Consider the following 26,835-nt stretch of genomic DNA (forward strand, 5'->3'; position numbering starts at 1 on the left):
CTCACCAGGTGAAAGGTAATTGAAGAAATATTCCTTATCATTTATCCACCTTTGTTTCGTAGTGAGACTAAGCAAGCAAACAATCACCCCCGCAAAAATTTCGATCATTACATAAATAAAATTTAATAATGTGATTTTCGCTCACTTCCCTAAAATTGGATTTTTCCATTTCTAAGAGAATTCAATAATGAAGAAAAATAAACTTGCTATGCTGTTATCTCTTGCTTCCTTGTTTGGCATTAATGCCTATGCCCAAACAGAGCAACCGAAGGAGGTCTCTACTGCTCAAAACGCCCTGGCAGCGCAATCTCAGCTACTGCCTAATCCTGAGAGCCCAATCCGAGCTGAAGAGAAGGAGCTCAACACTAAGTCTGAGGTAGCTTACGTCGCCGCACCTCCGCTAACCAATATGTGGGTCTATGCCGTTGGCTCGACGAATTGCGGATGGGAATACACTTCCAACTTGCCGGTGACAAACTGCAATCATGGAGGATATCAGCTTCGCGCCGCCGTTCTGGAAATTGGCTATGGATATAATTCCTTTGCTTGGATGAACGGCGGTACACTGCCATACTCGCTGTACTCTTCTACACCAGTGTGCATTACAAACGGGCAATACAATTGGCCATGTGCTGCGGGCCAAATTGTGGTTGGCTTCCTGAAAGAATACAGCCTCGATGGCTACCAAAATGGTATCTTCAGCTATCAGAACACTTCTGCTAATTGGCCTCGAAATACCATGTCAACGCAGATCAGCATTCTTTGACCTGCTGAAATCCATTTAAGAGTCTATTAAGAGGGGCGGGAAACCGCCCTTATTCATTCTTACGCATAGATACCAACGCCGATGGTTTAGCTTCGTAATTAGGAAATTATATAAAATTAATTTAAAAGTTTACCTCGGTGAATTTCTCACAAATTATTTCCGTTAGGCTCTCCCTGTAGGAGAACCTTTACCCAGTAATAAAATCATTAATCAACGAATGGTATAACGAATGCACAAAATAATATCGCTCGTGGCTTGCAATAACACACCTGATTAATCTCTTAAAGTTTTTCGCCTAAACTTTGTGCCACGAACTCCCTTGAATACTGAACGTCGGCCATTCTTGGCTTCCAGTGATAGGGGCCGTAGCTGTAAGGTTCCTGGCTTGCTGTAACATCCGCTCGACCAAGTTGACCAACAGCTCAGCATCCAGTCTCTCCAACCATTCGCGGCTCCAGAGCAGAGTCTCACCCTCACCGCTACGGCTCAGTTGCAATGATGGCCAATCGGCCAGTGTAGCCAACGAACAAGGTTCGACATCACCTAGCGGAATAAACAAAGTTACCAACTCATCGCGTTGGCGGATATGCAGGCTAAAAGGGCCGAGAGATAGATCGAGTCCTTCCAAGTGCAGAGATTCTTCGGCCTGCCCAAGGCGTCGGCACAGTTCTGATAATAAGGAATTGAACATGGTTACTCTTTATGGTTGTCAAACACAGATTCAGTCGGCGGCCACAGGTTAGCGATCGGAGGATTACTTGGCGTACCTTGCAATCTACCACCTATGGTAGCAGCCCAAGGATCGATGACATATGCCTGAGAACCCCAAGTTTCGGGTTTGTTAAGCTCACTATTGGAATCGCGCCCGACCACCACGAAGCAATGGGTCTGGGTATGCCCCTTAGAGCCACGATGAGCGACTACCTCAATGCGCTGCTGGTCACCTTGATTGTGCTTCACCAGTTCGGCTGCCGCAGAATAAGCTAAAGTGGTGCAGCAACCCGCTTGGGCTTGGGCGACACGGGCGGCAATAGATTGTAGTTGGTTGAGACTGACGTTTCCTTGTTTAGCGGCGATAGCCGCCATGTTGGACATCATGTTGGCTTGGTTGTTACCCCTCAGACGATCCGGGTTGTCATTGAATGACTTCAATCTCTCCATGATTTGCTGATAATGAGGATTCTGCTTGCTGACGAAAGTGCCGGCATCAGTGCATGCGTAAGTTCCCATCTTCTGTAAAGCTGGCATAGCCTGCTGCAACATAGCTTGGGGACCGGTTGCCATTACCTTTGGCTGGAAAGTGCGCACCATAGCGCCCTGTTCTGTCAGAGCTTGTTTAAGCTCGGCAAGGCGAGTGCTACGGGCTGCCACCTCTTTAGGATGGTGGTTCTCCCAGTGCTGGATGGCATCCTGCACCCGCTGAGCTTGCGCACTGTTGGGAGCACTCTGCAATTGGCGCAATTCGGCGATCAAATGCTTGAGATCAGAGCTCTGGAAGTGCAACGGGCCACGTCGGACAGACTGTTCAAACAAGCGGTTACCCTGTTCGAGTAGGGGAGAAGATACGGTGTGCTGAGGAGCTTGCGTTTGGCTAAGTGGCACATGACCGCTGATGGATGAAATTGGCATAACCTTTTCCAACATAAATTGAATTAATTACGGGCATCTTAGTATTTTTCCTGTCCTGCTTATGTAAAAAAGTGACCCGATTTTTATCTGTTTTAGATGTCAGAGGAGAAGGATTATCCGGGGATAGGTGTCTAGGATTATTGAACCACAACAGTTCATACTGGACGAAGGCTTATGGCGGACTTTACTTATTAAACCGAGATAATCTAACAATGACAATGTAGTGTGGGGATACAAACTCAATATTAAAACTTGTTTACTCAATTTTTATGCAGCAAAATACCGTATACGTTAATTTACCGTACTTAAAGAGGAATAGTAATGACTGCTATCACTCGATTTGATTTAAAGATGGACACAGATGAAAGGGAAGTTATTTCTCACGCTGCGGCTTTAATGGGCACAACAATGGAATGGCTGCATTCGTACGCACAGCAGCTAAAGAGAAAGCACGTGAGCTATTAGGTAGAGACTCTCGCATAACAATGACAGTTCAGGATTTTCAGGCATTCACAACCGCTTTGAATGACGCTTTTGCCCCCAATACTGCTTTACAAAACGCAATAAATGCTGTACGCAAGGTGAAACGTGTTTGAAGAGAATTTCTTGATCCAAACTACTAAGAACGTACCCAACACAAACTATATTGCCAGAAAAAATAAAAATCCATATCTGCATTGAGTCGATATCCATATAGCTATTTAGCACGAAATGGACAAGAATATTTTACAATATATGTGTAGAATATAGGGCGTATACAGTGTTAACTATATACTTTAAAAGGCGTATGAACGGGATAGCGGAAGCTAGGCGTCTCATCCAACCAATGGTTACCAGCCCAAGAGCGGTTATAAAGAGTTCCCAGTTAATTTTCTTAGTTATAAAGTAAAAAACCTCTCATTATTGTGAGGTTTTTTACTTTATAAGTTTTCTAACCTGAATATTGTGGGCAATAACAAAGAAATTTATTTTTTTCTTCTGTGGCTGAATCGTACCGTGATCACTATCTCTGACGTAGGCACTTTCTACAAATAATCGCAATTTCCCTCGGCTTTCTCGTGACACTTTGAAATAGATTTCATAGTCTACAATTTCCCTATTGTCATTAGTGAATTCAATAGTAAAAAAATTCCCTTTCCCTGTCTTGTAACAAGTTCTTGAGTTTATCGTTTTTACTATATTTGGAAGGCAGAAAGACATAACGTATCGTTTAAAACAAAAAACACGTGTTTCTAGAAAATCTAAGTAATAGAGATCTCTGGGATAATTAGAAAGGGTTTCACCCTTGCGCTTATTAGGCTTCAGGGTAAAACAGTGTAGACCAAATTCAACAATAAATTTATAGCTCTTCTCCGGCTTAATACACTCTTTTTCTTGAATGTAAGTGAATTCGAATTCATCAAGATGATTAAGTCTATATTCTTGACCATTAAAAGTAAAACCACCCCAGCTTTTAATAATTCCCTCCCTGAATTATGACATAAAAGTAATAATAACCATATATTATTCTGGAATTGAAAAAACGTCTCCAGAAAAATAGATATAAAGATTTTCACGCCAAATCGCCTTACAACTCTCCTCACATTTATACAATAATTAATAGTTATTCCACATTTAAATACTCTCAATTACTCATTAAATTAATCAAACTAAGTAACTTAAACAATATCATATAAATAAGCATAATTATCTCTACCCAATGGATATTATACAAAATAGTTATTTTTCGCAACACTCTTCATAAACAACCTTTAATTTATAATCAGGCACAAGACAGGAATACATGTACGTAAAATCTAAAACTTCTTTTTAGTTTAATCATTAATAATGATCATTTCAGGTACGATATCGAAATTATCAATTTATACCAAACCTTAAGCTAAGGTCCTAAAAGACCCATTCCAGGCCAATCAGAATCATCACAAGAGATCTCACCTTTTTACATTACACGCCTTTAAGAAAACAGAAAACAGAAAACAGATAGATTAAACTTAAATAATATAAAAATCTCAAGTTAATTTAAAAACTTACCTTCTATAAATATCTCATAAATTGCTTATATCAAGCTCTCCCAAAGGAGAGCCTGTATTATATAATCGCGAAATTAATTAACGGATGGTATAACGAATATGCAAAATAATATCGCTCATAGTTTGCAATATTGCTTGCTGTTTGTCGGTAGCATTCGGGAATTGAAGATTCAGTGTACCCTGATCATCAAGAGCAATACCCTCAAATGGCAGGTATTTGCCGTCATTGAAATCCAACTGGAACTGACCACTATCATTGGTACCATGAGACACAGCCAACGCTGAACAACCTTTCGGCAATTGAGTACTGCCACCATAGCTGAGCATAGCCTGAACATCCTGATAAGGCCCAACCAATGCAGGTAGCGAAACACTGATTTGCTTAATACGACGAACCTTGTTGCTACCAACGATACTGTCTGGATAATCCGTTCCCAGTTTCAAGTCGGACAATTTGACCGAAGCTGACAGGATAGCATTAGCCAATGATAACCCATTTTCTTTAGTTCCTGCTGTTCCCTCCCCCTTATCCAATAATGCAGGTATTTGTTCCGCTAAATTAAAACGATCATTACCTTCCAGTGAATCATAAACCACTGCCAATGAAACCGTGCGTTCTACTTCCAAAGCGCGAGATTCCCATTTCAGATATGCCTCTTCCATTTGTGCCAGATTTTGTATCAAAGCTTCTCCACACAATAAGCCGGCGTAAGTTCCTTGCCATGCACCCGGTTTGACAAAGCTAATGGAATTATCATTAGCTTCCCATTGATAGGATTGCTCTGCCATCAGGCAACGTGATACGGCCAAGTCATAGAACTGGAAATAAATACCTGATAAACGCCCTCGTAACCAACTATATAACGCTTGATTACTGAATTTGCTTCTTAAGAAAGTAAGTTGTGCCTGCGCCTGAGCTTGCTGGGTTTTCAGGTACTCTTTTTGCATTTCAGCGGCTTCACGGCGAATAGACAGTGATTCCAGTTGCGCGTTTAACTGGTTAATCTCCGCTTGTGCGTTGTCACGCTGAATTTTCCATTCTTGACGGCGACGGCGATATATTTCCGACTGAGCAACTTTCTCCGCATCAACCATCTTGGCAGAAGCGCTCAACTCAATACCGTCAGCGATGGCATAGGCAATAGCACCATAATGCATGCCGCCATCAGCCAGGCCGAAGATATTTGGCGCCATATCAACACCCGCGCCTGCCATACGGGAAATCTGCGCTCCCTGAGACTCAATAGCAGATTCTGAGCGTAACGCCAGCGCTCGCTGCTCACCTGCGTTGATGTTCTCCTCATACAGTTGGCTATAGCTGTCAAACCGTTGTTGCACTCCAGCTAAAGAGACTTGCAAGGCGGTTTTTTCCGAATCCAGCTCTGCCAATTGGTTATCCTGCATACGAATACTGGTCAGTATTAACTCGCTGGCTTGGGTTTGCAGTAGTTGACTCATAGCTTCCGCATCCTGACGCTCACTGTACCCCAATAGTGAACTACCGAACTGTATAAGCTGGTTAACCAAGCCCCGTGCCCCTTCTAGCATTTGAGGGAAGCGGTGAATAGTCAGCGGCGCCTTCGGCAAGTCGGCTCCCCCTTGAGAAGCTGAAACCGCCGCACTCAGTAAAGCTTTTGGATCAGCCGGTTTAGCATACAGCGGCAAGGAGAGCGGCTGGCCGTCAATCGACAGATTATGACGTAAATTAAACATACGCTGCGCCAGTGTCCGCCAGTAGCCTTTGAGCTTGCTATTTTCCTGCGGCAGGAATAAAGCGGTCAGGGAATTGGCTGTTCCTAGCAACGGGGTTTTTACCCTGCTATTGAGACGCAACTGGGTAAGCACTTGCTGACGAACCTGCTGTGTGGTTTTTGAAGCAGCATTACCCAATGTTGGATTAGCCCAAGTCGTACTCAGCATCACTTGTGGCTCATCACCCAACAGATTAAGCGCCTGTGTATACCACATTTTAGCTTCAGCCAACGTATCACGCTCTAACTGGCGGTAAGCAGCATCACCACGGGCCATTAGCAGATCCAACGTCGCCATAAAGGTAGCCACCTTGTAGTGCATCGGATCATCTTGGGCTACAGCATCTGGATCGGTGGAGTCCAGTTGTTGTGCATTCCAACTGGTGTCTTCTTCCAGCGGTCGCACGTTCCAGTGGTAGATAGCAATTTTACCATCAACGATATAACCGGATGGACTCCAGACATAACGGAACCAATGGTTCGCCGCATCAAAATTCTGTTCCTGCAACAAACGATGAGCCATCATCATCGGCGTGTAATAGAACAGTTCCCAGAAATAGAGAGCATTGGCGCCAGAGAAATCCATCGGTTCACTGTCGTTCTTTAATGCCTGTGCGGAAGAGAGACCACTAAAGGTCTTGTGATCGTCGCTGAGAAACCAACCGTGCGGATCTTTCTCATCAGTACGGTCGAACAAGATCTTATCAGTCGTTTCCTTTTGGTATTTTGCACGTACCCATAAATGATTTTTATTTCCATACGCCTCTATAAAATAGGGGAGAAAAACTTTCACAACAGTTTGGCTGGTTTCACTCAATTCCCCCTGATAAATAACAAAATTATCGCCATCTTTAAATATATCAGTATATTCAATAGCAAAGCTCTTATTAGTGCCATGAATAGATTCATCATATTTATCCAGAACAAGTTGTACATACGTACCCACTCCTAATTGAGGTTCCTGAATATTCTGAGTTTCCATACTGAGCACTGCATCAATGCCACGATTAGCACGGCTAACCAACTGTTGAGCGAATAACGTATTCAAACGGGTACGATATGCGCCAATTTGCATATATTGAACACCGTTATTTTCGCTATATAACGCAATCACGTTCTCAGTACCGAGAACTTTTTTAGTTACCGGGATAATAAAAGTTTCTGAACCCAAGAATCGGCCATCTTGTGCCGTAGCGGTGAAATCAATCTCAATATGTGCCTGATTGTCGATGAAATTTAAATTCTTACAATCTATTGTCAGGTTATTGAACTGATAAATCATCTCCTCAAAACTGGGTGCCGGTTGCTGAGGAACATAGGTACTATTATCAGCAGTAAAGATTTGATCGTCACCACCCGCTTTTACGGTGACTTTTACTTTAGAACTGTCAATACTCGTATCAATTGAGATTGCATTGCTGAGATACGCACCGCCAAACCACCAACCATAATCTTCAGTGCCAATAGCAACGTAGTTATAAGACTCAAAATCATCATACCAATCGTCCGCTTGTGCATACCGTTGTGCACCACCGCCAACTTTAAAAGTAAGATATTTTTGATTTGATGGAGTTTGGAAAACATAATAGTGATCTGTATTAGCTGTACTCGTTACCAAAATTCCTGAATCATGCCCTGGAGTCGTTCTCTGGAATAGAGCAGTAATATCCTCTCCATTACCAGCTGTATCCTGTGTAATATCACAGAGAATATATTTGCACCCTGGCACACCACCAAAATGCTTCATCAAGTTACATTGCTCTCGACGAGAACCTGGACCTCCAGCAGCACCATTATGAATAATACTCAATGCCATATTGGTGGATAGCTTTAAATCTTCCGCGGCAGACTGAAAGGTAATACTAGGAACACTGCCCCCATAAAGCATAGTTAAACTGTAATCACCCCAAGAGTAACCACTGTTACTTGTCACAGAGGAAGGAATTTCATAATCCTCCGCATAACGGTTATTAACTCTCCTGGTTATGACTTTTTTATTGTCGCTATCCGGATCTACCATCACAGTATCAAATTGCGGATAGCTGTTATTCCAATAATTAGTTGCTTGCGCATTCGTCATATTGTCTGATGACATATCAGCGAAAATATATAGCCCAGTGGCCGGCGCATTATTATCGGTATAGGTACTATAACTACTCTGCATTGAATAGAACATAACTAATAGAGTGTCTTCCCCTTGATAACCAGTACAATACAACCCTAAAGATTCAGCAGCATCAGTACTCGACGTGTAATTTTTTACCTTTTCTGTCACATCAAAAGTAAATGGTGTATTCCAACTACCGTCGTAACGAATATGAGCCAGTTTTAAGTTATATTGATAAATCGTGTCCTTACCATCATCACTTTTCTTTGTTTGCTGCTCCAGCCATAGCAGATATAAGCGGGACATATAAACAACCGGACGGATGATATTTTTCCAAGGATTGACAGCACAGGTAATTTTATTCCACTCACCCCAAGCATTAGCGGCAAACTTGCCATTTTCACATTTGCTGTGATCAACACTACGCCAGTAATACGTACCCGGAGCTGCTTGGTCGATACCGATAAAATAAGTTAATCCTTGATCCACATTCACATTATCGTGGTAAGCACTAATTACTTTCAGATTTGCTACCTGCTCAAAGCTGGTCAAATAAGTTTTGAAAGCATCTTCCACCGTATCCGCATTTAGCTGGCTCTGGTTGATGGATTGCAACAGCGCATCCATCATTTTGGTTTGCCCAATGCGCTGAGTGGGATCAACATAGTTTTCTGGATAATAGACCAGTTCAGAGACACCAGTCCAAGTGCTGTAACGTTTATTGTAACGTTCCCAGTCAGTGAAGAACTGACGGGTACTAACGTCCGATGCAAGCTGACCTTCATCTCGGTTTAAAGCCCGGTTAACGTACAGTTGAATACCGGCGATAGCTTCTGCAATACGTGAAGTGATCACATCGGCAGAAACCTGATTATCAATCAGCAAATAGGTATATAAACCGTCACGATCACGTACTCCAGCAGCACTATCGACAACAGCATTAATATAATAGTTACATAATGCCTTACTGAACGTCTCATCCAGTTTTTTCTGTGCCTGATTAGCATGATCAGCCATCAGCGCAGCCGCCGCAGCTTGCCAGGCAGCATAGTTATGATCTATCCCATATTTCAGGGCCATCATCCCTGCCAGATCCAGTGGAGAAACCGCCAAGGCCGAAGACATCTGTAACCATTGCAGAATAGCGTCAATCTGTGTCCAACTGGTCAGTTTTGTTAGATCCTGCTCCACCTGATTAGCTGCCATTTGTAGGAGAGATTCCTCCTTATTCATAGCTTGTGCTACATCGGTAACTGTCAAGGCTCCGTCTTTCAACGCCGCCAATATCAAGGAGGCATGTTGCCCCAAGCCATTAACCCAGGTATGAAAACCTTCCAAGGCCATCAGGGTTAACAGACCGTGATCCAGTATGCTTTTGCCTGCCACTAGCAGAGAAGATTGAGTCACGATCAGTGACAGTTCCGTTTCACTTAACCCAATACGACGATAGATCAGGCTCAATTGTGCCAGCACCTGAGCAAAGGTAATCACCTTCAAGCTGGTTGGTGTTGTTTGCACTTCTTTCCAAAACCCATCAACAGTTATTTGTGCCGGTTGAATCTGGTCTATCCACAACAGCAGGTCATACGCAACTTCTTGAGAAGTCAAATGCAAAGCCGAAGTAAAGCAAGGCGCCATTGCTCTTTTCAGATCTTCCCCAATCAGACTCTCTTTACCATGCAAAGTTGAAGACAACGTAGCCGTCAGATTGCTAATTTCTGGCGTTAAAGTGGTGCTGTAAGTGGCCGTGGTCATCAGAAACAGGTCGGTAACTGTCCATTTTTGGGTCTTCAACCATTGAGTGATCCACAACAATGTTTCTACTATTTTAGCTAAGTTATCGTCGGTAATCTGATAAATGTTGGTGTCGCCATAGCCACAAATCACCAACAAAATGTTCAATTCAGCAATAGTCAGATTATGAATCTGGGCCAGCAAACTAACCAAATACAGATCAGACAAATTCTCTAAGTTATTTTTGATAACACCGTCTTCTTTACGATCAGTGATCAATAACATCTGATACAACTCACTGGCGTTAACCTGAAACGCGCGTTTTAAAACCGCCTTGCGTTGATCATCACCGGTACTGTCTGGTTTAAGGTTCAGATCAGGATTAGGAAGATGTTTGGAGTTGTCCTCACTGATTTCATAGCGAATACCATTGAGCGGCGGGTGATTAAATAGTTGCTCAAACTGGCTAAGCTGATTGCCAACAGCTTGCTGAGAGATATTAATATTAGCCAAAATAGCGGCTGTCTCTTCACTGATGCCATAACGATCAATATAGAATTTTACCCGATAAACCTTGTTTAATACCTCAACCGTGATGGATTTGGTGCTATTAACACTATCAACAATACGCTCCAACGTAGCAAAAGAGAGGCCGGTAGCTTTGAGCAACCGAATAGCCTTATTCATTTTAAGCAGGAAAGCTTTCGGGGAGTATTGGTCAATTTTAAAATTGGCGGCGGCAAAATTATAACTACCGCTATGCCATCTTTGTAACCCTATACTGAGTATATTGTCAGAGTCACTACGTTTAATTGTCGCCTGTGATTCATACTTCTGATTTATGACCATATCAGGATAGGGATTATGGGCAATCTCAGCCCAATCAGCGGAACCATCTTTATATTGCAGATAAAAATCATCCAAACCAAAACTATTGCTTAGATTGTATTTGATCAAATAATTGTCACCACCCTGTGGATACAGCTCAATATAATTCGTCTGACTGGTATAATTATCCGATGGTGTTCGGGTAACACGAACTACTTCCATCTTACCCGCACCATCGACCAACGGAATAACCAGAATATCACTGCTATATCCAACATGTGATAATGAAGTCGTCACGTAGGCAATATCTTCCGGTGAGACGCCATAATACCGGGCCAGATAACTTGGGGACATTAACTGAGCAGTAGTAATATCGCCAAAGTTTGTTTTATAAAGCGTATCAAGCGCGGCTTCATCTTTTTCCGGGATCTCCTCAATCAGCAAGTTATACAGTTCTGGCGAAATATGGGAGCTAATACCCAACAAAGTCACAGGATCGAGCTTCGCAGCGACAATGGGTGCCTGTGATAAATGACGAAATCCCGGATCACGTTCATGAACGATTTCACGAACAGTTTCATAAGCGTGATGATAAGGAGTCTCCCCACTTAAGCGATAAGTTGACAACATATCCATCACTTCATCTTGTGATTTTCCTGTTTTTGTTTCTATCCCGGCAAGGCACAATTCATTAGAGAGAGCCAGCGTTGAAATTTCCTCATCCATATTTTTCTGGCTGAGCATTAAGCTTGCTAAATCCGGGCGACGTTTATCCAGATAATAAATTGAGCTGCTGTCATGCAAGTTTTTAGCTTCACGGTACAATTCCGTCAAATAAGCCGCCGGTGAGAACATCGATGCAACCGAGCCTGGCGCGGCATAGTTATCAGCACGATTACCAAGCAGATCACTATAACCTTGTATAAAACCCAACATTTGCCGGGTACCCAACCGAACAGCGTTTTTCAGCAGCGGATTGGCATAGGCAAAAATACGTTTTTCATGAAGTAGGTTTCTATCCTGTTCCGTTTGTGCAGTTTCATAAATCCGTTTTGCTTCCCCCCAATTAACCATTCCCCGAGTTTTTTCCCGGAAAGTATCAAAGGGATACAAAGCAATTTCCGCCGGACAAGTTAATTGCAGTTTCTGACAAATAGTATCGATAGTGCTTGATAATGAGTTTTGCATAATTGTCTCTCATTGATAATGTTATTGCAGCAGGCAAACAGAGACCAACTGCAAATGTGCAGTATTAACAGATTAGGGATCAAAAACACGGACGAATATTATTGAAATAATATCGCCTGAAAACACCCATAGGGCTGATTCATCCTCTAATTTGGTTGGTATGAAATAGTGAATACGAAAAAATGCCACATAATGATATCAGGCATGGGAAATATATTTATCAGCCCAGAAGGGAAAGCCACAAACATATTTTTTTACGTTGGAGTGTTAAAAAATGATATGGTAGTCATTGATATTTACCAAGATGCGGGATTTTATACGAGCTGATAAGTCTGACGACTACAATTAGTTAATTTTATTTCCAATAAAGAGACTGAAAAAGTGATAATCATGTGAAATATATTATAAAGACGTTATAACCAGCGTCGTCATTTACTATAGTTTATCTTTAATGACTTAATTAATAACAAAATTTTATTAATTACCATCCTAATTCTTCCATTTATTCAACTTTATAAAATAAAATATCGAAAATAGATTAACCTTAATTATCCAGATGGAAAATAAAAATTTATACTTTGTAAGAATGCAATAGATAAAAAAACACGCTCTTACCAAGGAATTTCCTTAGTAAGAGCCAATGATTAAGGACGAACACCCAAAGTATGACAAATTGCATAACTCAGTTCCGCGCGGTTCAAGGTATAAAAATGAAAATCCTTCACACCTTCGCGACTTAAAATCTTCACCATATCCATTGCAATAGAAGCACCAACTAAATTAGCGCTTTCAGGATCATCATCCAACCCATCAAACATTCTGGTCATCCAGCTAGGAATACGCACATTGGTCATTACAGCAAAACGTTTAAGCTGACGGAAATTGGATACCGGCAAAATTCCCGGTACGATTTCTACATCAATCCCCGCAGCCACACAGCGGTCACGAAAACGCAGGTAACTTTCCACATCAAAGAAGAATTGGGTAATAGCCCGGTTCGCACCCGCATCAATTTTTCGTTTCAGGCTAATCAGATCAGCCTGAGAACTTTTTGCTTCTGGATGAACTTCAGGGTAAGCAGCAACGGAAATATCAAAATCAGCTTCTTTCTTAAGTAATTCAACCAGATCAGACCCATACATTTTGGGTTTTTCACCGTTTTCCGGTAAATCACCCCGTAAAGCCACAATATGGCGAATACCATTCTTCCAATAATCACGGGCAATTTCGCATAACTCATCACGGCTAGCATCAATACAGGTAAGGTGCGGAGCTGCTTCAAGGCCAGTTTTCTCTTTTATTCCCTTGATTATGCTATGGGTACGATCACGCTCGCCAGAGTTAGCACCATAAGTTACGGAAACAAATTTAGGCTTGAGGGTGCTCAGGCGATTAATGGATTTCCACAGGGTTTTTTCCATCTCGGTTGTACGCGGTGGAAAGAATTCAAATGAAACACGGATCTGTCCTTCCAGTTCAGCCAGATTCTGATTCAGCGCCTCTCGCTGATTTGCGTGAAAAAAACTCATACCCTGCACCTCGTTAACAAGCGGAATAATTTCCCATCTCAATAATTTGCCAGTTATTCTTGTTTACACTTCTAAACACCTATACGTTTAGACGTCTAAATAAGATGAAGGATCGGCATTTTTTAGTCAACAACAAAGTTGAGTTAAATCGGTGAGGAATATTCACCCTGAATCGGAAAAAAATTCATCAAGCAATCTTTAACTTTGTTTATATCGGCTTACAGATCGATGCCTAAAGCAGTAATGAGGAAAGATGCCCTGTTCAGGACATCCACCCTCTCACTACCTCAAGTATCAAGCGAAGGAAATCACATTTGATCAATCAAGGAAGGTTATAAAACTTAAAGCCGTTGTGACAAACGGTTAAGATCCGACTGAATCGCTCCGGCGGTCACATCACGACCCGCCCCCGGCCCACGTATCACTAACGGATTATCGCGGTACCAACGGCTCTCAATCGCAAACACGTTGTCACACGGTAGCAAGGAAGCCAATGGGTGATCAGGACGCACCGCCTCAACACCCACTTTTGCCTTACCATTCGCATTAAAACGAGCAACATAGCGCAGCACCATGCCCATTTCCTGCGCTGCGGCTAATCGTTGCACCATTTGTTCATTGATCGCACCGCTATTATCAAAGAACTGTTCAATAGAACCTGATGCTGCTTCTTTCGGAACTAGTGACTCAACACGCACCTGCTCTGGCTCAATCTCATACCCTGCTTCACGGGCAAGGATAATCAATTTGCGCATCACATCCTGACCAGACAGATCAATACGCGGATCAGGTTCTGTCAATCCCTGTTGCCACGCCTGTTCGACTAAATCACTGAATGGTACTGAACCATCAAATTGCAGAAATAGCCAAGATAATGTACCGGAGAAAATGCCGCTAATGGACAAAATGGTATCGCCACTCTCCCGTAAATCTCTCACTGTATGGTTGATCGGTAAGCCCGCGCCAACTGTCGCATTGTAAAACCAATGACGACCCGTTTTGGCAAATGCGTCGCGAATAAGGCGATAGTCGCTACTACTGGAAGCACCTGCAATTTTATTGGCGCTGATAACATGGAAACCATAGCTGGCGAAATCTCTGTAACATCGAGCTAGTTCTTCACTAGCGGTCACATCCAAGATCACCAGATCGTCATAAGGGTGCGCTCGCATCCACAGAAATAATGCATCAACATCATATTCTGTCGCTTCATCGTCAAAAAAAGCTAATGCTCGGCTAGCATCAATTCCTTGATAGTCCAGTAAGCTCCGGCGACTATCCACCACACCGGCTAGAATAAATTCAAAATCACTGCGAGCCGAAATATTTTTCTGCTCACGAGCGAATAACTCCAACCAACGGGAGCCAATATTACCCTTACCAAACAAAATCAGACCAATCCGCTTTTCAGCACGGAACAAACTCTGATGCAGCCCCTGAATCACATGTTCAGTCTGATTGGTCCGCAGCACCGCGACAAGGCTAATGCCATCCTCCGCGTGCCAGATAAATTCTACCGGCTGATCTTTAAGTTGCTGATAAAAACGGTGGCAATGTAATGGGTTCTTGCATACACCGGCCCCAACCAGCGCCACCAGCGCCAGACCTTCTCGTAGGGAAAATCTCCCTGGAAGCGCAGCATCTTCCAGCACACCCAGCGCACTATTCACCACTTCCGAAGTGTAACAAAGCTGAATCAAATTACAGTCTGGATGGATACCTGTTGCCAATGGACGAATTTGTTCCCGTTTTAATAACAGATCAATGTCTTTGTATATCTGTTTAAAATCATGATGAGCAACCAGGTGCAACTCAATCAGGCAAACATCATCATGGCTAGTAACAATTTTTGCGCCAGTTCCAGAAGCTAAAACTCTTTCAATACGCGTTGAACCTTGTTCCGGCTGGTAGCTGCAACGTAATAGCAAATCAATATCACTGATGGAAACAGGCTGTAAAGTACGGGTATGCAGCACAGGTGCGGCAAGACGGGCAAGCTCGCTGGCTTCATCCAAACGCAATAGCGGCAACAAACAGGCATCTTTAACTTTTCTCGGATCAGCACTGTACACACCAGCAACATCACTCCAGATTGTTACCCGTCTCGCCCCTGCCAAAGCCCCGACTTGAGTTGCAGAATAGTCACTGCCATTCCGCCCCAATAAAACCGTTTCTCCATCATGATTACTGGAGATAAAACCGGTCACGACCAGTCGCTTATTTAGATTTTGAGTTAACAACTGATTTAACAACGGCTGGGAAAGGGTAACGTCGATTTGTGGTTGAGCCGCTCGCTCTGCGCGTAAAAACTGGCGAGCATCCACCCAAGCGCTAGGAATACCCTGGTCTTCAAGCACGGCTGACATCAAACGTGCGGACCAGATCTCTCCGTGTCCCACCACTTCTGCATAAGTCACATCACTAACTGGTTTATCCAGTAATGCGCTTAACTTTTCAAGATCGGCAATAAAACGCTTCACCAACTCTTCAGCAACAGTTTCAGGTAATAAACCTCTAATCAGATCCTGCTGATAACGGCGCAGAACCTGCTGTACCTGGTGGGCAGAAATACGGTCGTTCTGGCTAAGTTTAAGCCAATTAATTAACTGATTAGTCGTGCTGCCTGCTGCGGATACCACCATTAAATCACCGGGTTGGCTGTAATTAGCCATAATCTTGGCTACCCGTTGATAACATTTCACATCCGCGAGACTGCTTCCACCAAACTTATGTAATTGGCGGCCATTTTCCGCCGTTGCAACTGCCAGTGCACTCATGGTCACTCCTTTACTACTGCCTGAAATGCATTTTCTAAATCAGCGATTAAATCCTGACTATCTTCAATACCCACAGAAACACGCAATAGTGAATCCGTAATCCCCGCTTCCACCCTCGCCTGTGCTGACATTCCAGCGTGAGTCATGGTAGCCGTATGGGAAATTAAGGTTTCCACCCCGCCCAATGATTCCGCCAAAGTAAATAACTTTAACTCAGACAGGAAACGGCGTATCGCCTGTTCATTACCATCTAATTCAAAGCTTATCATTGCGCCAAAACCAAATTGCTGTTTACAAGCAATTTCATGCCCTGGATGATCCTTCAAAGCTGGATAAAAAAGTTTTTTCACTAACGGTTGATGTTGAAGATAATCGACAATCTCCAATGCATTCTTTTGCTGTAACAAGACCCGTGGCGATAAAGTCCGCATGCCACGCAATAACAAGTAACTATCAAACGCGGCGCCGGTTACACCAATATTATTCGCCCACCAAGCAAGTTCCGTTGCAACCTCTTCATCCTTTGCAATAATGGCTCCAGCAATCACATCAGAATGTCCGTTAAGATATTTAGTACAGGAATGCACAACCAGATCTGCCCCCAACTCCAGAGGTTTCTGTAATACCGGGCTCAGGAACGTGTTATCAACAACAACTGTCGCACCTACCTCATGGGAAAGCTGGCATATATGGGCAATATCGACAATACGTAATAAAGGATTACTGGGCGTTTCAATCAAGACCAACTTTGGTTTTTTGGACAATACTAGCTTTAATGCCTGTTCATCACTCTGATCGACAAAAGCCACATCATAAGCACCGCGTTGACTCAGGCTATCAAACAAGCGGTAGCTACCGCCATAACAGTCATGAGGAGCAACCAACAGATCGCCGGGCTTAAGGAAAACCGTACATAACAGGTGAATGGCTGACATTCCGCTGCTGGTCATGATAGCACCCGCTCCCCCTTCCAACTCAGCTAACGCCCGTTGCACCATATCACGGCCTGGATTACTCCTGCGGGAATAATCATGCGTCCTTGGCTGATTAAAATCTGTAAAATTATATGTACTGGAAAGATAAATAGGTGGAACAACACAGCCATACTGTTCATCATTATTCAGCCCATTGCGAACTGCTATTGTTGCCGGTTTGCGTGTCATATCAGCTACCACTGTCTGTCATAAATTGAATCAGGGAAGAATATCCGCTAGCACAATAGACGTCAATACATCTAGACATCTAAACCTCTTTACGGTTAGATTAAACGATAGGAAAATTGTTCATCATAACTAATACTGCTTTATTTATTCTTTATTTATTAATAGCCATTAGTTTATCGCATATACTATAACTGTATAATTGATAAGGAAATCACGATAAAATGACAATATGTTACAACGAAAGCTGGTGTTGTTATCTGGCTTAATTTTATGATTTTACGACTATTTAAGGTACCCCATGGCTGAGTGGAACGGTGAATATGTCAGCCCTTATGCTGAACATGGCAAAAAAAGCGAACAGGTGAAGAAAATCACAGTTTCAATTCCTTTGAAAGTGTTGAGGATCCTCACTGACGAACGCACCCGTCGCCAGGTAAATAACCTGCGTCACGCGACCAACAGTGAATTGCTGTGTGAAGCATTCCTGCACGCATTTACTGGGCAACCACTGCCCGATGATGCTGATTTACGCAAAGAGCGTAATGATGAAATCCCAGAGGCTGCCAAAAAGATCATGCGGGAATTAGGTATTGATCCCGATACCTGGGAATATTGATAGTAGCGCAAAAAACTCCTGTAGAAATTCAGGGATTTTTTATATGGCTAAAATACAAAACGCCCGATGCAAAACACCGGGCGTTAGTACCAGTTGGCCTGGCATTACAGACAGGCGCAATTCTGCAATTACTTGCTGACACCTGGAACGTTGAAACGTTTCTTGAAGCGATCAACACGACCACCTGTAGCAACATCACGTTGTTTACCCGTATAGAATGGGTGGCATTGGCCGCATACGTCCAAGTTCAGAGCGTGACCAACGGTAGATCTGATTTGCATTACATTACCGCAAGAGCAGGTTGCAGTAACTTCTTCATATTTAGGATGAATACCTTTTTTCATGGGATAACCTCTGTTAAGGCCGTGTCGCTATCCAGCCCTGTTGCCGCCAGACACCACACGTCGTGTTGATAAAATGAGTTTGGTATCTTCCATACCAAAGGCGGCGGATCATACAGAAGATCTGCCTATCTCGCAATGAAATCCGTTTATTGTCTATGATATCCTATAGCCAATTTTTCGCTTTATTTATTGATCGTTCGGAATAACTTTATGGTTGTCGTTCAGGTTGCTCTGCCTATCCCTCTTACCCGCACTTTTGACTATCTGTTGCCCACAGAAAGTCAATTACCCGTTGCAGGAATGCGAGTAACAGTCCCTTTTGGCAAACGTAAAGCGATTGGTATCGTTACCAGGATAGCTGACAACAGTGATATTCCAGCAGAACAACTGAAAACCATAGAATCTATTCTTGATACTCGCTCCTTATTTTCAGAAAATCTTTGGCAACTATTACTCTGGGCATCCAGCTATTACCATTACCCCATCGGTGAAGTCCTGTTCCATGCATTGCCGGTACTACTTCGTCAGGGAAAACCCGCGGAACCAGCCCCATTATGGCAATGGCAAATTACTCCAGCCGGTGCTGAATTACCGCTGGCTCAACTGAAACGCTCACCAAAACAGCAGCAGGTACTGGCAACCCTACGCCGTAAGGCAATATATCGCCACCAGATTACAGAACTGGAACTGAGTGAAAGCGCTTTTCAGGCGCTCAAAAAGAAGTCACTTATCGATTTATACCCTGTGCAACCTAGATATGAGAACTGGCGAAATCACTTCCAAATCACCGGCGAACGCCTGAAATTAAATACCGAACAAGCCACAGCAGTCGGAGCTATCCGCGCAGAAGACCAGCAATTTTCTCCCTGGTTACTGGCAGGCATCACCGGATCAGGTAAAACAGAAGTTTATCTCAGTGTGCTGGAGAATATTTTGGCACAAGGTAAACAAGCGCTGATACTTGTACCAGAAATTGGCCTGACACCACAAACCATCCGTCGTTTCCGTGAACGTTTCAACGCACCGGTTGATGTTCTTCATTCAGCCCTGAATGACAGTGAACGCCTTGCTGTATGGCTACGGGCGCAACAGGGTGAGAACGCAATTGTCATCGGTACACGCTCAGCCCTATTTACCCCTTTCGCCGGTCTTGGCATCATCATTATCGATGAAGAACATGACAGCTCTTATAAACAACAGGAAGGCTGGCGTTATCATGCTCGTGATCTAGCGGTATTTAGAGCAAAAAAAGAGAATATCCCGGTGATCATGGGTTCTGCGACTCCAGCAATGGAAACACTTTACAATGTGCAACAAGGCAAATACCGCCCTCTGACATTATCCAAACGAGCAGGCCATGCACAACCAGCGACTCAACATCTGTTGGACTTAAAAGGTTTACCACTTAAAGTCGGGTTATCTCAACCACTAATAAAGCGTATTGAAGAGCATCTACAAGCCAATAATCAGGTCATACTTTTCCTTAACCGCCGCGGTTACTCACCTGCCTTACTCTGCCACGAATGCGGCTGGATTGCAGAATGTCAACGCTGTGACCATTATTACACACTGCATCAATACCATCGTCAGTTACGTTGCCATTATTGTGACAGCCAACGCCCCGTTCCCCGCCAGTGCCCGCAATGCGGTTCTACCCATCTTCAACCTGTTGGCCTTGGCACAGAACAGCTTGAAGACGGTATTTCAGCCCTATTTCCTGATGTACCCATTACCCGTATTGACAGAGATACCACCAGCCGCAAAGGAACACTGGAACAACAACTGGCTGACATTCACACTGGAAATGCCCGTATACTGATTGGCACTCAAATGCTGGCAAAAGGACACCATTTTCCTGATGTCACACTGGTCGCTTTACTCGATGTTGATGGTGCTCTGTTTTCAGCAGACTTTCGGGCAGCGGAACGTTTTGCACAACTTTATACACAAGTTTCTGGTCGGGCTGGTCGAGCAGGTAAACGAGGAGAAGTGGTTCTTCAAACTCATCATCCTGACCATCCATTACTGCAAATTTTGCTCAATAAAGGCTACGATGCTTTCGCTATTCAAGCTATGGATGAGCGCAAAAGTGTGTTTTTGCCGCCATTTACCAGCCATATTATCTTGCGGTCAGAAGATCACGATAATCAGCAAGCACCTGCTTTTTTACAGCAATTGCGCCTACTTTTCGAACATCATCCTTTGCGGGATGATAACTTATGGATCATGGGTCCGGTTCCTGCATTACAGTCAAAAAGAAGCGGTCGTTATCGTTGGCAACTATTAATTCAACATCCATCCAGAATTTTTTTACAAAAAATCATGGCGATGGTTTATCCACAAATAACAACTTTGCCGCAAATTCGAAAAGTGAAATGGAATATCGATGTTGATCCAACAGACAGCTAGCGATTAATTGCCTCTATTTTAAAACACATAACCTGAGCAGATTAAACATACTCTTATTTACTATTTAAAAAATCGCACCTGACAATCAGTAATCAATGAAAAATTATTCACTAATTTGCGAGCCATATCGAATAAATGATTTATATCACACTTTTTTACAAACTAAGGAATAAATGAATTTGCCAAACTGTTTAGAATGATCCCTTAATAACATTGTCATAACCTTAAACCGCATGTCATTACTTTTCTTAAAGTCACTGACGGTTTCCCGGCAACCAGAAATTGACAATCATTTAACTAACCCGTCAGGAAATGAGGAGTGAGTTTTGGAGCAGAAAAAGAATGGCACCTCCGCAACAATGAAAGATGTCGCTGAAGTGGCTGGCGTTTCTACCGCAACAGTATCAAGAACACTCATGAATCCAGAAAAGGTTTCTTCCCAGACCCGACAAAAAGTGGAACAAGCTGTACTGGCTGTGGGTTATTGCCCAAATAACTTATCCCGTAATCTTAAACGCGGTGAGTCAAAAACTATTTTAGTGATAGTGCCAAATATCAGCGATCCCTTTTTCACTGATGTGATTTGCGGCATTGAAGAGACAGCGGCAGAACATGGCTATCTGGTTTTAATCGGTGATTGCCAACATCAGCAAAAACAGGAACACACGTTTCTTAACCTGCTTGTCACCAAACAAATTGATGGTCTGTTGTTACTGGGTTCTAATGTCCCGTTTGATGCCAGCAAAGAAGAGCAAAAAAACCTACCACCTATGGTAATGGCGAACGAATTTGCACCAGAGCTAGAGCTGCCGACTATTCATATTGATAATCTGACCGCCGCATTCAATGCCACTCATTATCTGCAAACATTGGGACATAAACGCATTGCTTGCCTCTCCGGCCCAGAAAACATACCGATTTGCCGCTATCGCCTTCAAGGATATATCCAAGCACTGCGTCGCTCTGGCGGGATAATTCGTGAAGATTATATTGTTCAAGGTAATTTTACCCATGAAAGCGGCGCAAAGTTGACCGAACAACTACTCTCTCTGTTAGATCCCCCTACAGCCATCTTCTGCCACAGCGATGTTATGGCGATTGGCGTGATGTGGCAGGCTAAAAGAATGGGCTTAAAAATACCGGAAGATTTATCCATCATTGGGTTTGATAACTTAAGTCTAGCCATGTACAGCGATCCGCCATTGACAACCGTTGGCCAACCCCGTTACCAAATTGGTCACAAAGCAATGTTACTGTTGCTAGATCAAATTCAGGGCCACACAACATCTGGCGGTTCTCAGTTACTGGAATCAGAATTAATTATTCGGCAAAGCACCTGTTCGCCTAAAAGCTAGGCAAATAACCGCAGGTTAAGTAACATATCGTTTATTTTCTTTTATTTAAATTACTCAGCGAATTAGACAGTGGCACAACGAGATTATGTGAGTCGCGGGCGTTCAAACACCCGCCGTAAAAATACCGATAAGAAAAAATACCAAGCCCAAGGGCTGCCAAAAGCAACGCTGGCTGTCGCGGTAGCATTAGTCATTATCTTTATTGGTGGCCTTTACTTTATTACCCACAATAAACAGAAAAGCGAATCAGAAGTAGTGCCAAAACATTCTCAGCAAAACAGTGGGTTACCGCCAAAACCGGAAGAACGCTGGCGCTATATCAAAGAATTGGAAAATCGTCCCGTTGGTATCGAGACACCACGTGAGCCTTCATCCGGAGGGCAAATCAATTCACAAACTCAGCTAACCGCCGAGCAACGGCAGTTACTTGAACAAATGCAGGCGGATATGCGCCAACCGGCGACTTCGCTGCCAGAAGTACCATACAATGGCGTTCAAGTACCGCGTTCACAAGTGATCATCAAGCCATCAACGGAAACACAACAACCGCAGGAAACAAGACCGCAACCACAGCCTCAACAAACGTTACCGCAACAATCAATGCAGACTCAGCCAGTTCAGCCGCAAACGCTACCACTGGCTGAAACCAGTAAACCAAAGCCCGTAGAAAAGGCACAGCGTATGATTTTACAATGTGGTTCATTCCGCAATATGGACCAAGCTGAATCAGTACGTGCCAATCTGGCATTTGCAGGTATTGAGAGCCAGATTACAACGGGAGACGGCTGGCATCGTGTTGTTCTTGGCCCCTACAGTAAAAACACCGCAGAAAAAATGCGGGAGCGCCTGAAAGGCGTTGGCGTATCAGGTTGCATTCTCCGTGTTACTGGGGGTTGAAAAATTATAATTCTCCCCCATCTATACTGCTAAACACCGTGCACACGGTATTTTCGATAGCCGTATACACTGTCGAAAGTACCGTGCGTCACATTTATCTATTTTTGTAACCAAGGGCTTACTCGTGACTACAATCGTAAGTGTTCGCCGTAATGGCCAGGTCGTAATCGGTGGTGATGGACAGGCAACGATGGGTAATACCGTCATGAAAGGCAATGTCCGTAAAGTTCGCCGCCTCTATAATGACAAAGTAATCGCGGGTTTTGCCGGCGGTACAGCAGACGCTTTTACTCTGTTTGAACTGTTTGAACGTAAACTTGAAATGCACCAAGGGCATCTAACCAAGGCAGCGGTTGAGCTTGCTAAAGACTGGCGCACTGATCGCATGCTACGCAAACTGGAAGCACTGCTAGCAGTCGCAGATGAAAATACCTCTCTAATCATTACAGGTAACGGCGATGTCATTCAACCAGAAAATGACCTGATTGCTATTGGTTCCGGTGGACCGTACGCCCAATCCGCCGCACGGGCAATGTTGGAAAATACCGATCTCAGTGCCAGACAAATCGCAGAGAAAGCGCTAACCATTGCCGGTGATATCTGCATTTATACCAACCATAATCACAACTTCGAAGAACTTCCTTCAAAAGCGTAAGGGTAGATAGTATGTCTGAAATGACTCCACGCGAAATTGTCAGCGAACTTGACAAACACATTATTGGTCAGGACAAAGCGAAACGCGCTGTAGCTATCGCACTCCGTAACCGCTGGCGTCGTATGCAGCTAGATGAAACGCTGCGCTACGAGGTAACGCCTAAAAATATCCTGATGATTGGTCCGACTGGGGTAGGTAAAACCGAAATCGCCCGTCGCCTGGCAAAACTGGCAAATGCGCCGTTTATCAAAGTCGAAGCGACAAAATTCACCGAAGTTGGCTATGTTGGAAAAGAAGTCGACTCTATCATCCGTGATCTGACCGATGCTGCGGTTAAAATGGTTCGCCTGCAATCTATTGAACAAAACCGTTATCGGGCAGAAGAACTGGCAGAAGAGCGTATTCTTGATGTCCTGATTCCACCAGCAAAAAATAATTGGGGGCAAACGGAGACGCAAGTCGAACCATCGGCCGCACGCCAGGCATTCCGTAAAAAATTACGCGAAGGTCAACTGGATGATAAAGAAATCGAGATTGATGTTGCTACCACACCGGTAGGCGTCGAGATCATGGCGCCTCCGGGCATGGAAGAGATGACAAACCAGCTGCAATCTATGTTCCAGAACCTTGCTGGTCAGAAACACAAATCTCGTAAGCTAAAAATCAAAGATGCTTTCAAGCTACTGGTCGAAGAAGAAGCCTCTAAACTGGTTAACCCGGAAGAATTGAAACAACAGGCCATTGATGCCGTTGAACAACACGGTATTGTCTTCATTGATGAAATCGACAAAATTTGTAAACGTGGTCAAACTTCAGGCCCTGATGTTTCCCGTGAAGGTGTTCAGCGTGACCTGTTGCCACTGGTGGAAGGCTGTACGGTATCGACTAAACACGGCATGGTAAAAACAGACCACATCCTGTTTATCGCCTCAGGTGCATTTCAGGTTGCCAGCCCTTCCGATCTAATCCCTGAATTACAAGGGCGTTTGCCAATCCGCGTGGAACTACAAGCATTAACCACAGAAGATTTTGAGCGTATTCTGACTGAACCAAGCGCATCTCTGACAGAGCAATATAAAGCTCTTATGGCAACAGAAGGAATGGACATCAGTTTCACGACTGATGGCATCAGCAAAATCGCTGAATCAGCATGGCAAGTAAATGAATCAACCGAAAATATCGGTGCTCGTCGCCTGCATACTGTGCTTGAACGGCTGATGGAAGATATCTCCTTTGAAGCCAGCGAACGCCAAGGCCAGTCAGTTAACATTGATGCCGACTATGTTAAACAGCATCTAGATGAACTGGTTGCAGATGAAGATCTGAGCCGCTTTATCTTATAATCGGTGTATACGATTCCTGATCCACTGTAATTAATGATGGGAGGCTTGCCTCCCATTTGTTTTTTATAAATTTACAGGAGTAAGTGAACGCAGAAATGAACTCATCAACCTCCATTAGTCAAACTCAAGCATGGCTGGAAAGTTTGCGTCCTAAAACGCTGCCACTCGCCCTTGCAGCCATTATTACTGGTTCAGCCCTCGCTGCCTGGACAGGGCATTTCAAGCTACCGGTTGCTTTACTGGCGCTATTAACAGCAGCCATACTGCAAATTCTGTCCAATCTCGCCAATGATTATGGTGATGTTATCAAAGGTAGTGATACTGAAAAGCGTATCGGGCCACTACGTGGTATGCAAAAAGGCATTATTACCGCCTCACAGATGAAAAAAGCGCTGAAGATTATTGTCCTGCTAGCTTGCCTGTCTGGTGGTGCCTTGATTGCCGTGGCCTGTGAAGAACCCGGCGATATATTTGGTTTTCTGGTACTTGGCCTGCTAGCAATTATTGCCGCAATTACCTATACCGTTGGCGCAAAGCCTTACGGTTATATTGGGCTTGGCGATATTTCAGTACTGATTTTCTTTGGCTGGTTAAGTGTTGCCGGTACTTATTATCTTCAAGCAGGTTTTTTTGACTCGGTTGTCATACTCCCGGCTACAGCCTGTGGTCTTCTCTCTACTGCTGTTTTAAATATCAATAACTTGCGTGATATCGAAGATGACAAACGGCATGGCAAAAACACCCTAGCTGTCCGCCTCGGCCCTAAAAAAGCCCGTTACTATCACGGCTGTTTAATAATCACAGCAATACTTTGCTTGGCATTATTCACCGTACAAAACTCGTCTGGCTGGTCAGGCTGGCTGTTCCTGCTCGCTCTGCCTTGGTTGTTCAAACATATGTGGTATGTACTTAATGAACCCACACCAGAGGGAATGCGTCCAATGTTGGGACAGATGGTTAAAGCGGCATTACTGACTAATATTTTATTTTCAGTTGGTCTTATTTTTAACTAGACAGTATTTATGCTGCTTTTCCGGGGAGGTTGAACTTAATCATTCTATACCTGTTAACAATATCAATTTAATAATTGATGATTTTGCTAACATCCACCTGAAAGGGATATACTTACCGTTCCATACCTTAACCAGACGTAAATCCTATGAAATATGATACTTCCGAGCTTTGTGACATCTATCAAGAAGAAGTAAATGTGGTAGAACCTATGTTCTCCAATTTTGGCGGGCGTACTTCATTTGGTGGTCAAATCATCACGGTTAAATGCTTTGAAGACAACGGGTTACTTTACGACCTGCTTGAAGAGAACGGTCATGGACGCATTTTACTGGTAGATGGCGGTGGTTCTGTACGCCAAGCATTAATTGACGCTGAGCTGGCACAACTCGCTGTGCAAAATGGATGGGAAGGCATTGTCGTTTACGGTGCTGTACGTCAGGTTGACCAGCTAGCAGAGTTCGACCTCGGTATTCAAGCTATAGCCGCTATTCCTGCTGGCTGTCGTGATGAAGGAACCGGTGCAAGCGATATCCGGGTGAATTTCGGTGGTGTCACCTTCTTCTCCGGCGATTATTTGTATGCCGACAACACCGGCATCATTTTGTCCGAAGAGCCACTGGGACTTGATGAGAGTGAAGAAGATGAGATCATCTGATGGTAATGTATAATAGAATTAAGGGCGATTTTTTAGATCGCCCTT

The 26,835-nt window shown here is 43.7% G+C and carries 17 protein-coding genes; 10 read left to right on the plus strand and 7 right to left on the minus strand.

Annotated elements, in window-relative coordinates; genetic code table 11:
* Positions 1-187: 187 nt before the first annotated feature.
* Complete coding sequence (locus C6H66_RS14205) at positions 188-766, plus strand: YolA family protein (RefSeq protein ID WP_036814526.1); 579 nt, start codon at positions 188-190, stop codon at positions 764-766.
* A gap of 295 nt (positions 767-1,061) precedes the next feature.
* On the opposite strand, the gene C6H66_RS14210 is transcribed toward C6H66_RS14205, so the two are convergent.
* Both C6H66_RS14210 and C6H66_RS14215 read right to left on the minus strand, forming a co-directional pair.
* Positions 1,062-1,457 carry a type III secretion system chaperone gene (locus C6H66_RS14210; RefSeq protein ID WP_105395907.1) on the minus strand — a complete coding sequence of 132 codons (396 nt, stop codon included), beginning with the start codon at positions 1,455-1,457 and terminating at the stop codon, positions 1,062-1,064.
* Positions 1,458-1,459: 2 nt separating this feature from the next.
* Positions 1,460-2,395 carry a hypothetical protein gene (locus tag C6H66_RS14215; RefSeq protein ID WP_046397093.1) on the minus strand — a complete coding sequence of 312 codons (936 nt, stop codon included), beginning with the start codon at positions 2,393-2,395 and terminating at the stop codon, positions 1,460-1,462.
* Positions 2,396-2,808: 413 nt separating this feature from the next.
* On the opposite strand from C6H66_RS14215, the gene C6H66_RS14220 reads away from it, so the two are divergent.
* Positions 2,809-2,991 carry a type II toxin -antitoxin system TacA 1-like antitoxin gene (locus C6H66_RS14220; RefSeq protein ID WP_105395908.1) on the plus strand — a complete coding sequence of 61 codons (183 nt, stop codon included), beginning with the start codon at positions 2,809-2,811 and terminating at the stop codon, positions 2,989-2,991.
* Between the two features lie 1,512 nt (positions 2,992-4,503).
* Here C6H66_RS14220 and tcbA read toward each other — a convergent pair.
* The 4 genes from tcbA to metB form a co-directional block, all read right to left on the minus strand.
* Positions 4,504-12,033, minus strand: coding sequence for an insecticidal toxin complex protein TcbA (tcbA, locus tag C6H66_RS14230; RefSeq protein ID WP_105395909.1), 7,530 nt, complete (start codon positions 12,031-12,033; stop codon positions 4,504-4,506).
* Positions 12,034-12,677: 644 nt separating this feature from the next.
* Entirely contained in the window at positions 12,678-13,562 is an 885-nt protein-coding gene (gene metF / locus C6H66_RS14235; protein ID WP_036780106.1) for a methylenetetrahydrofolate reductase, read from the minus strand.
* 341 nt (positions 13,563-13,903) lie between these two features.
* Positions 13,904-16,339, minus strand: coding sequence for a bifunctional aspartate kinase/homoserine dehydrogenase II (locus C6H66_RS14240; protein WP_105395910.1), 2,436 nt, complete (start codon positions 16,337-16,339; stop codon positions 13,904-13,906).
* Between the two features lie 2 nt (positions 16,340-16,341).
* Complete coding sequence (metB, locus tag C6H66_RS14245) at positions 16,342-17,502, minus strand: cystathionine gamma-synthase (RefSeq protein WP_105395911.1); 1,161 nt, start codon at positions 17,500-17,502, stop codon at positions 16,342-16,344.
* Positions 17,503-17,800: 298 nt separating this feature from the next.
* Between metB and metJ the strand changes: the two genes are divergently transcribed.
* Entirely contained in the window at positions 17,801-18,118 is a 318-nt protein-coding gene (metJ, locus tag C6H66_RS14250; RefSeq protein WP_036780112.1) for a met regulon transcriptional regulator MetJ, read from the plus strand.
* Positions 18,119-18,246: 128 nt separating this feature from the next.
* On the opposite strand, the gene rpmE is transcribed toward metJ, so the two are convergent.
* A complete protein-coding gene (rpmE, locus tag C6H66_RS14255) occupies positions 18,247-18,462 on the minus strand; it encodes a 50S ribosomal protein L31 (RefSeq protein WP_036780114.1) in 216 nt (71 codons plus the stop codon).
* 210 nt (positions 18,463-18,672) lie between these two features.
* On the opposite strand from rpmE, the gene priA reads away from it, so the two are divergent.
* The 7 genes from priA to rraA all read left to right on the plus strand — a co-directional run bounded on the left by priA (position 18,673) and on the right by rraA (position 26,790).
* Positions 18,673-20,871: a primosomal protein N' gene (gene priA, locus C6H66_RS14260; protein ID WP_105395912.1), complete on the plus strand. Its 2,199-nt coding sequence runs from the start codon at positions 18,673-18,675 to the stop codon at positions 20,869-20,871.
* A 326-nt stretch (positions 20,872-21,197) separates the two neighbouring features.
* Positions 21,198-22,226 (plus strand): DNA-binding transcriptional regulator CytR, encoded by a 1,029-nt coding sequence (cytR, locus tag C6H66_RS14265; RefSeq protein WP_105395913.1) that lies wholly within the window; start codon positions 21,198-21,200, stop codon positions 22,224-22,226.
* Between the two features lie 69 nt (positions 22,227-22,295).
* Entirely contained in the window at positions 22,296-23,123 is an 828-nt protein-coding gene (gene ftsN, locus C6H66_RS14270) for a cell division protein FtsN (RefSeq protein ID WP_046397082.1), read from the plus strand.
* A 124-nt stretch (positions 23,124-23,247) separates the two neighbouring features.
* Complete coding sequence (gene hslV / locus C6H66_RS14275; RefSeq protein ID WP_036780122.1) at positions 23,248-23,778, plus strand: ATP-dependent protease subunit HslV; 531 nt, start codon at positions 23,248-23,250, stop codon at positions 23,776-23,778.
* An 11-nt stretch (positions 23,779-23,789) separates the two neighbouring features.
* Positions 23,790-25,121 (plus strand): ATP-dependent protease ATPase subunit HslU, encoded by a 1,332-nt coding sequence (gene hslU, locus C6H66_RS14280; RefSeq protein WP_036780124.1) that lies wholly within the window; start codon positions 23,790-23,792, stop codon positions 25,119-25,121.
* A 95-nt stretch (positions 25,122-25,216) separates the two neighbouring features.
* Positions 25,217-26,134, plus strand: coding sequence for a 1,4-dihydroxy-2-naphthoate polyprenyltransferase (locus C6H66_RS14285; protein WP_105395914.1), 918 nt, complete (start codon positions 25,217-25,219; stop codon positions 26,132-26,134).
* Positions 26,135-26,280: 146 nt separating this feature from the next.
* Entirely contained in the window at positions 26,281-26,790 is a 510-nt protein-coding gene (gene rraA / locus C6H66_RS14290) for a ribonuclease E activity regulator RraA (protein ID WP_036780127.1), read from the plus strand.
* The last annotated feature ends 45 nt before the right edge of the window (positions 26,791-26,835 follow it).

The sequence above is a fragment of the Photorhabdus hindustanensis genome (assembly GCF_002968995.1).
GTDB lineage: Bacteria > Pseudomonadota > Gammaproteobacteria > Enterobacterales > Enterobacteriaceae > Photorhabdus > Photorhabdus akhurstii.

Coding starts and splice junctions, on each gene's coding strand:
- C6H66_RS14220 (WP_105395908.1), top strand. CDS start 2,809: ATGGCTGCATTCGTACGCACAGCAGCTAAAGAGAAAGCACGTGAGCTA.
- C6H66_RS14215 (WP_046397093.1), bottom strand. CDS start 2,395: ATGCCAATTTCATCCATCAGCGGTCATGTGCCACTTAGCCAAACGCAA.
- rraA (WP_036780127.1), top strand. CDS start 26,281: ATGAAATATGATACTTCCGAGCTTTGTGACATCTATCAAGAAGAAGTA.
- C6H66_RS14205 (WP_036814526.1), top strand. CDS start 188: ATGAAGAAAAATAAACTTGCTATGCTGTTATCTCTTGCTTCCTTGTTT.
- rpmE (WP_036780114.1), bottom strand. CDS start 18,462: ATGAAAAAAGGTATTCATCCTAAATATGAAGAAGTTACTGCAACCTGC.
- tcbA (WP_105395909.1), bottom strand. CDS start 12,033: ATGCAAAACTCATTATCAAGCACTATCGATACTATTTGTCAGAAACTG.
- priA (WP_105395912.1), top strand. CDS start 18,673: ATGGTTGTCGTTCAGGTTGCTCTGCCTATCCCTCTTACCCGCACTTTT.
- hslU (WP_036780124.1), top strand. CDS start 23,790: ATGTCTGAAATGACTCCACGCGAAATTGTCAGCGAACTTGACAAACAC.
- metJ (WP_036780112.1), top strand. CDS start 17,801: ATGGCTGAGTGGAACGGTGAATATGTCAGCCCTTATGCTGAACATGGC.
- metB (WP_105395911.1), bottom strand. CDS start 17,502: ATGACACGCAAACCGGCAACAATAGCAGTTCGCAATGGGCTGAATAAT.
- C6H66_RS14210 (WP_105395907.1), bottom strand. CDS start 1,457: ATGTTCAATTCCTTATTATCAGAACTGTGCCGACGCCTTGGGCAGGCC.
- C6H66_RS14285 (WP_105395914.1), top strand. CDS start 25,217: ATGAACTCATCAACCTCCATTAGTCAAACTCAAGCATGGCTGGAAAGT.
- metF (WP_036780106.1), bottom strand. CDS start 13,562: ATGAGTTTTTTTCACGCAAATCAGCGAGAGGCGCTGAATCAGAATCTG.
- C6H66_RS14240 (WP_105395910.1), bottom strand. CDS start 16,339: ATGAGTGCACTGGCAGTTGCAACGGCGGAAAATGGCCGCCAATTACAT.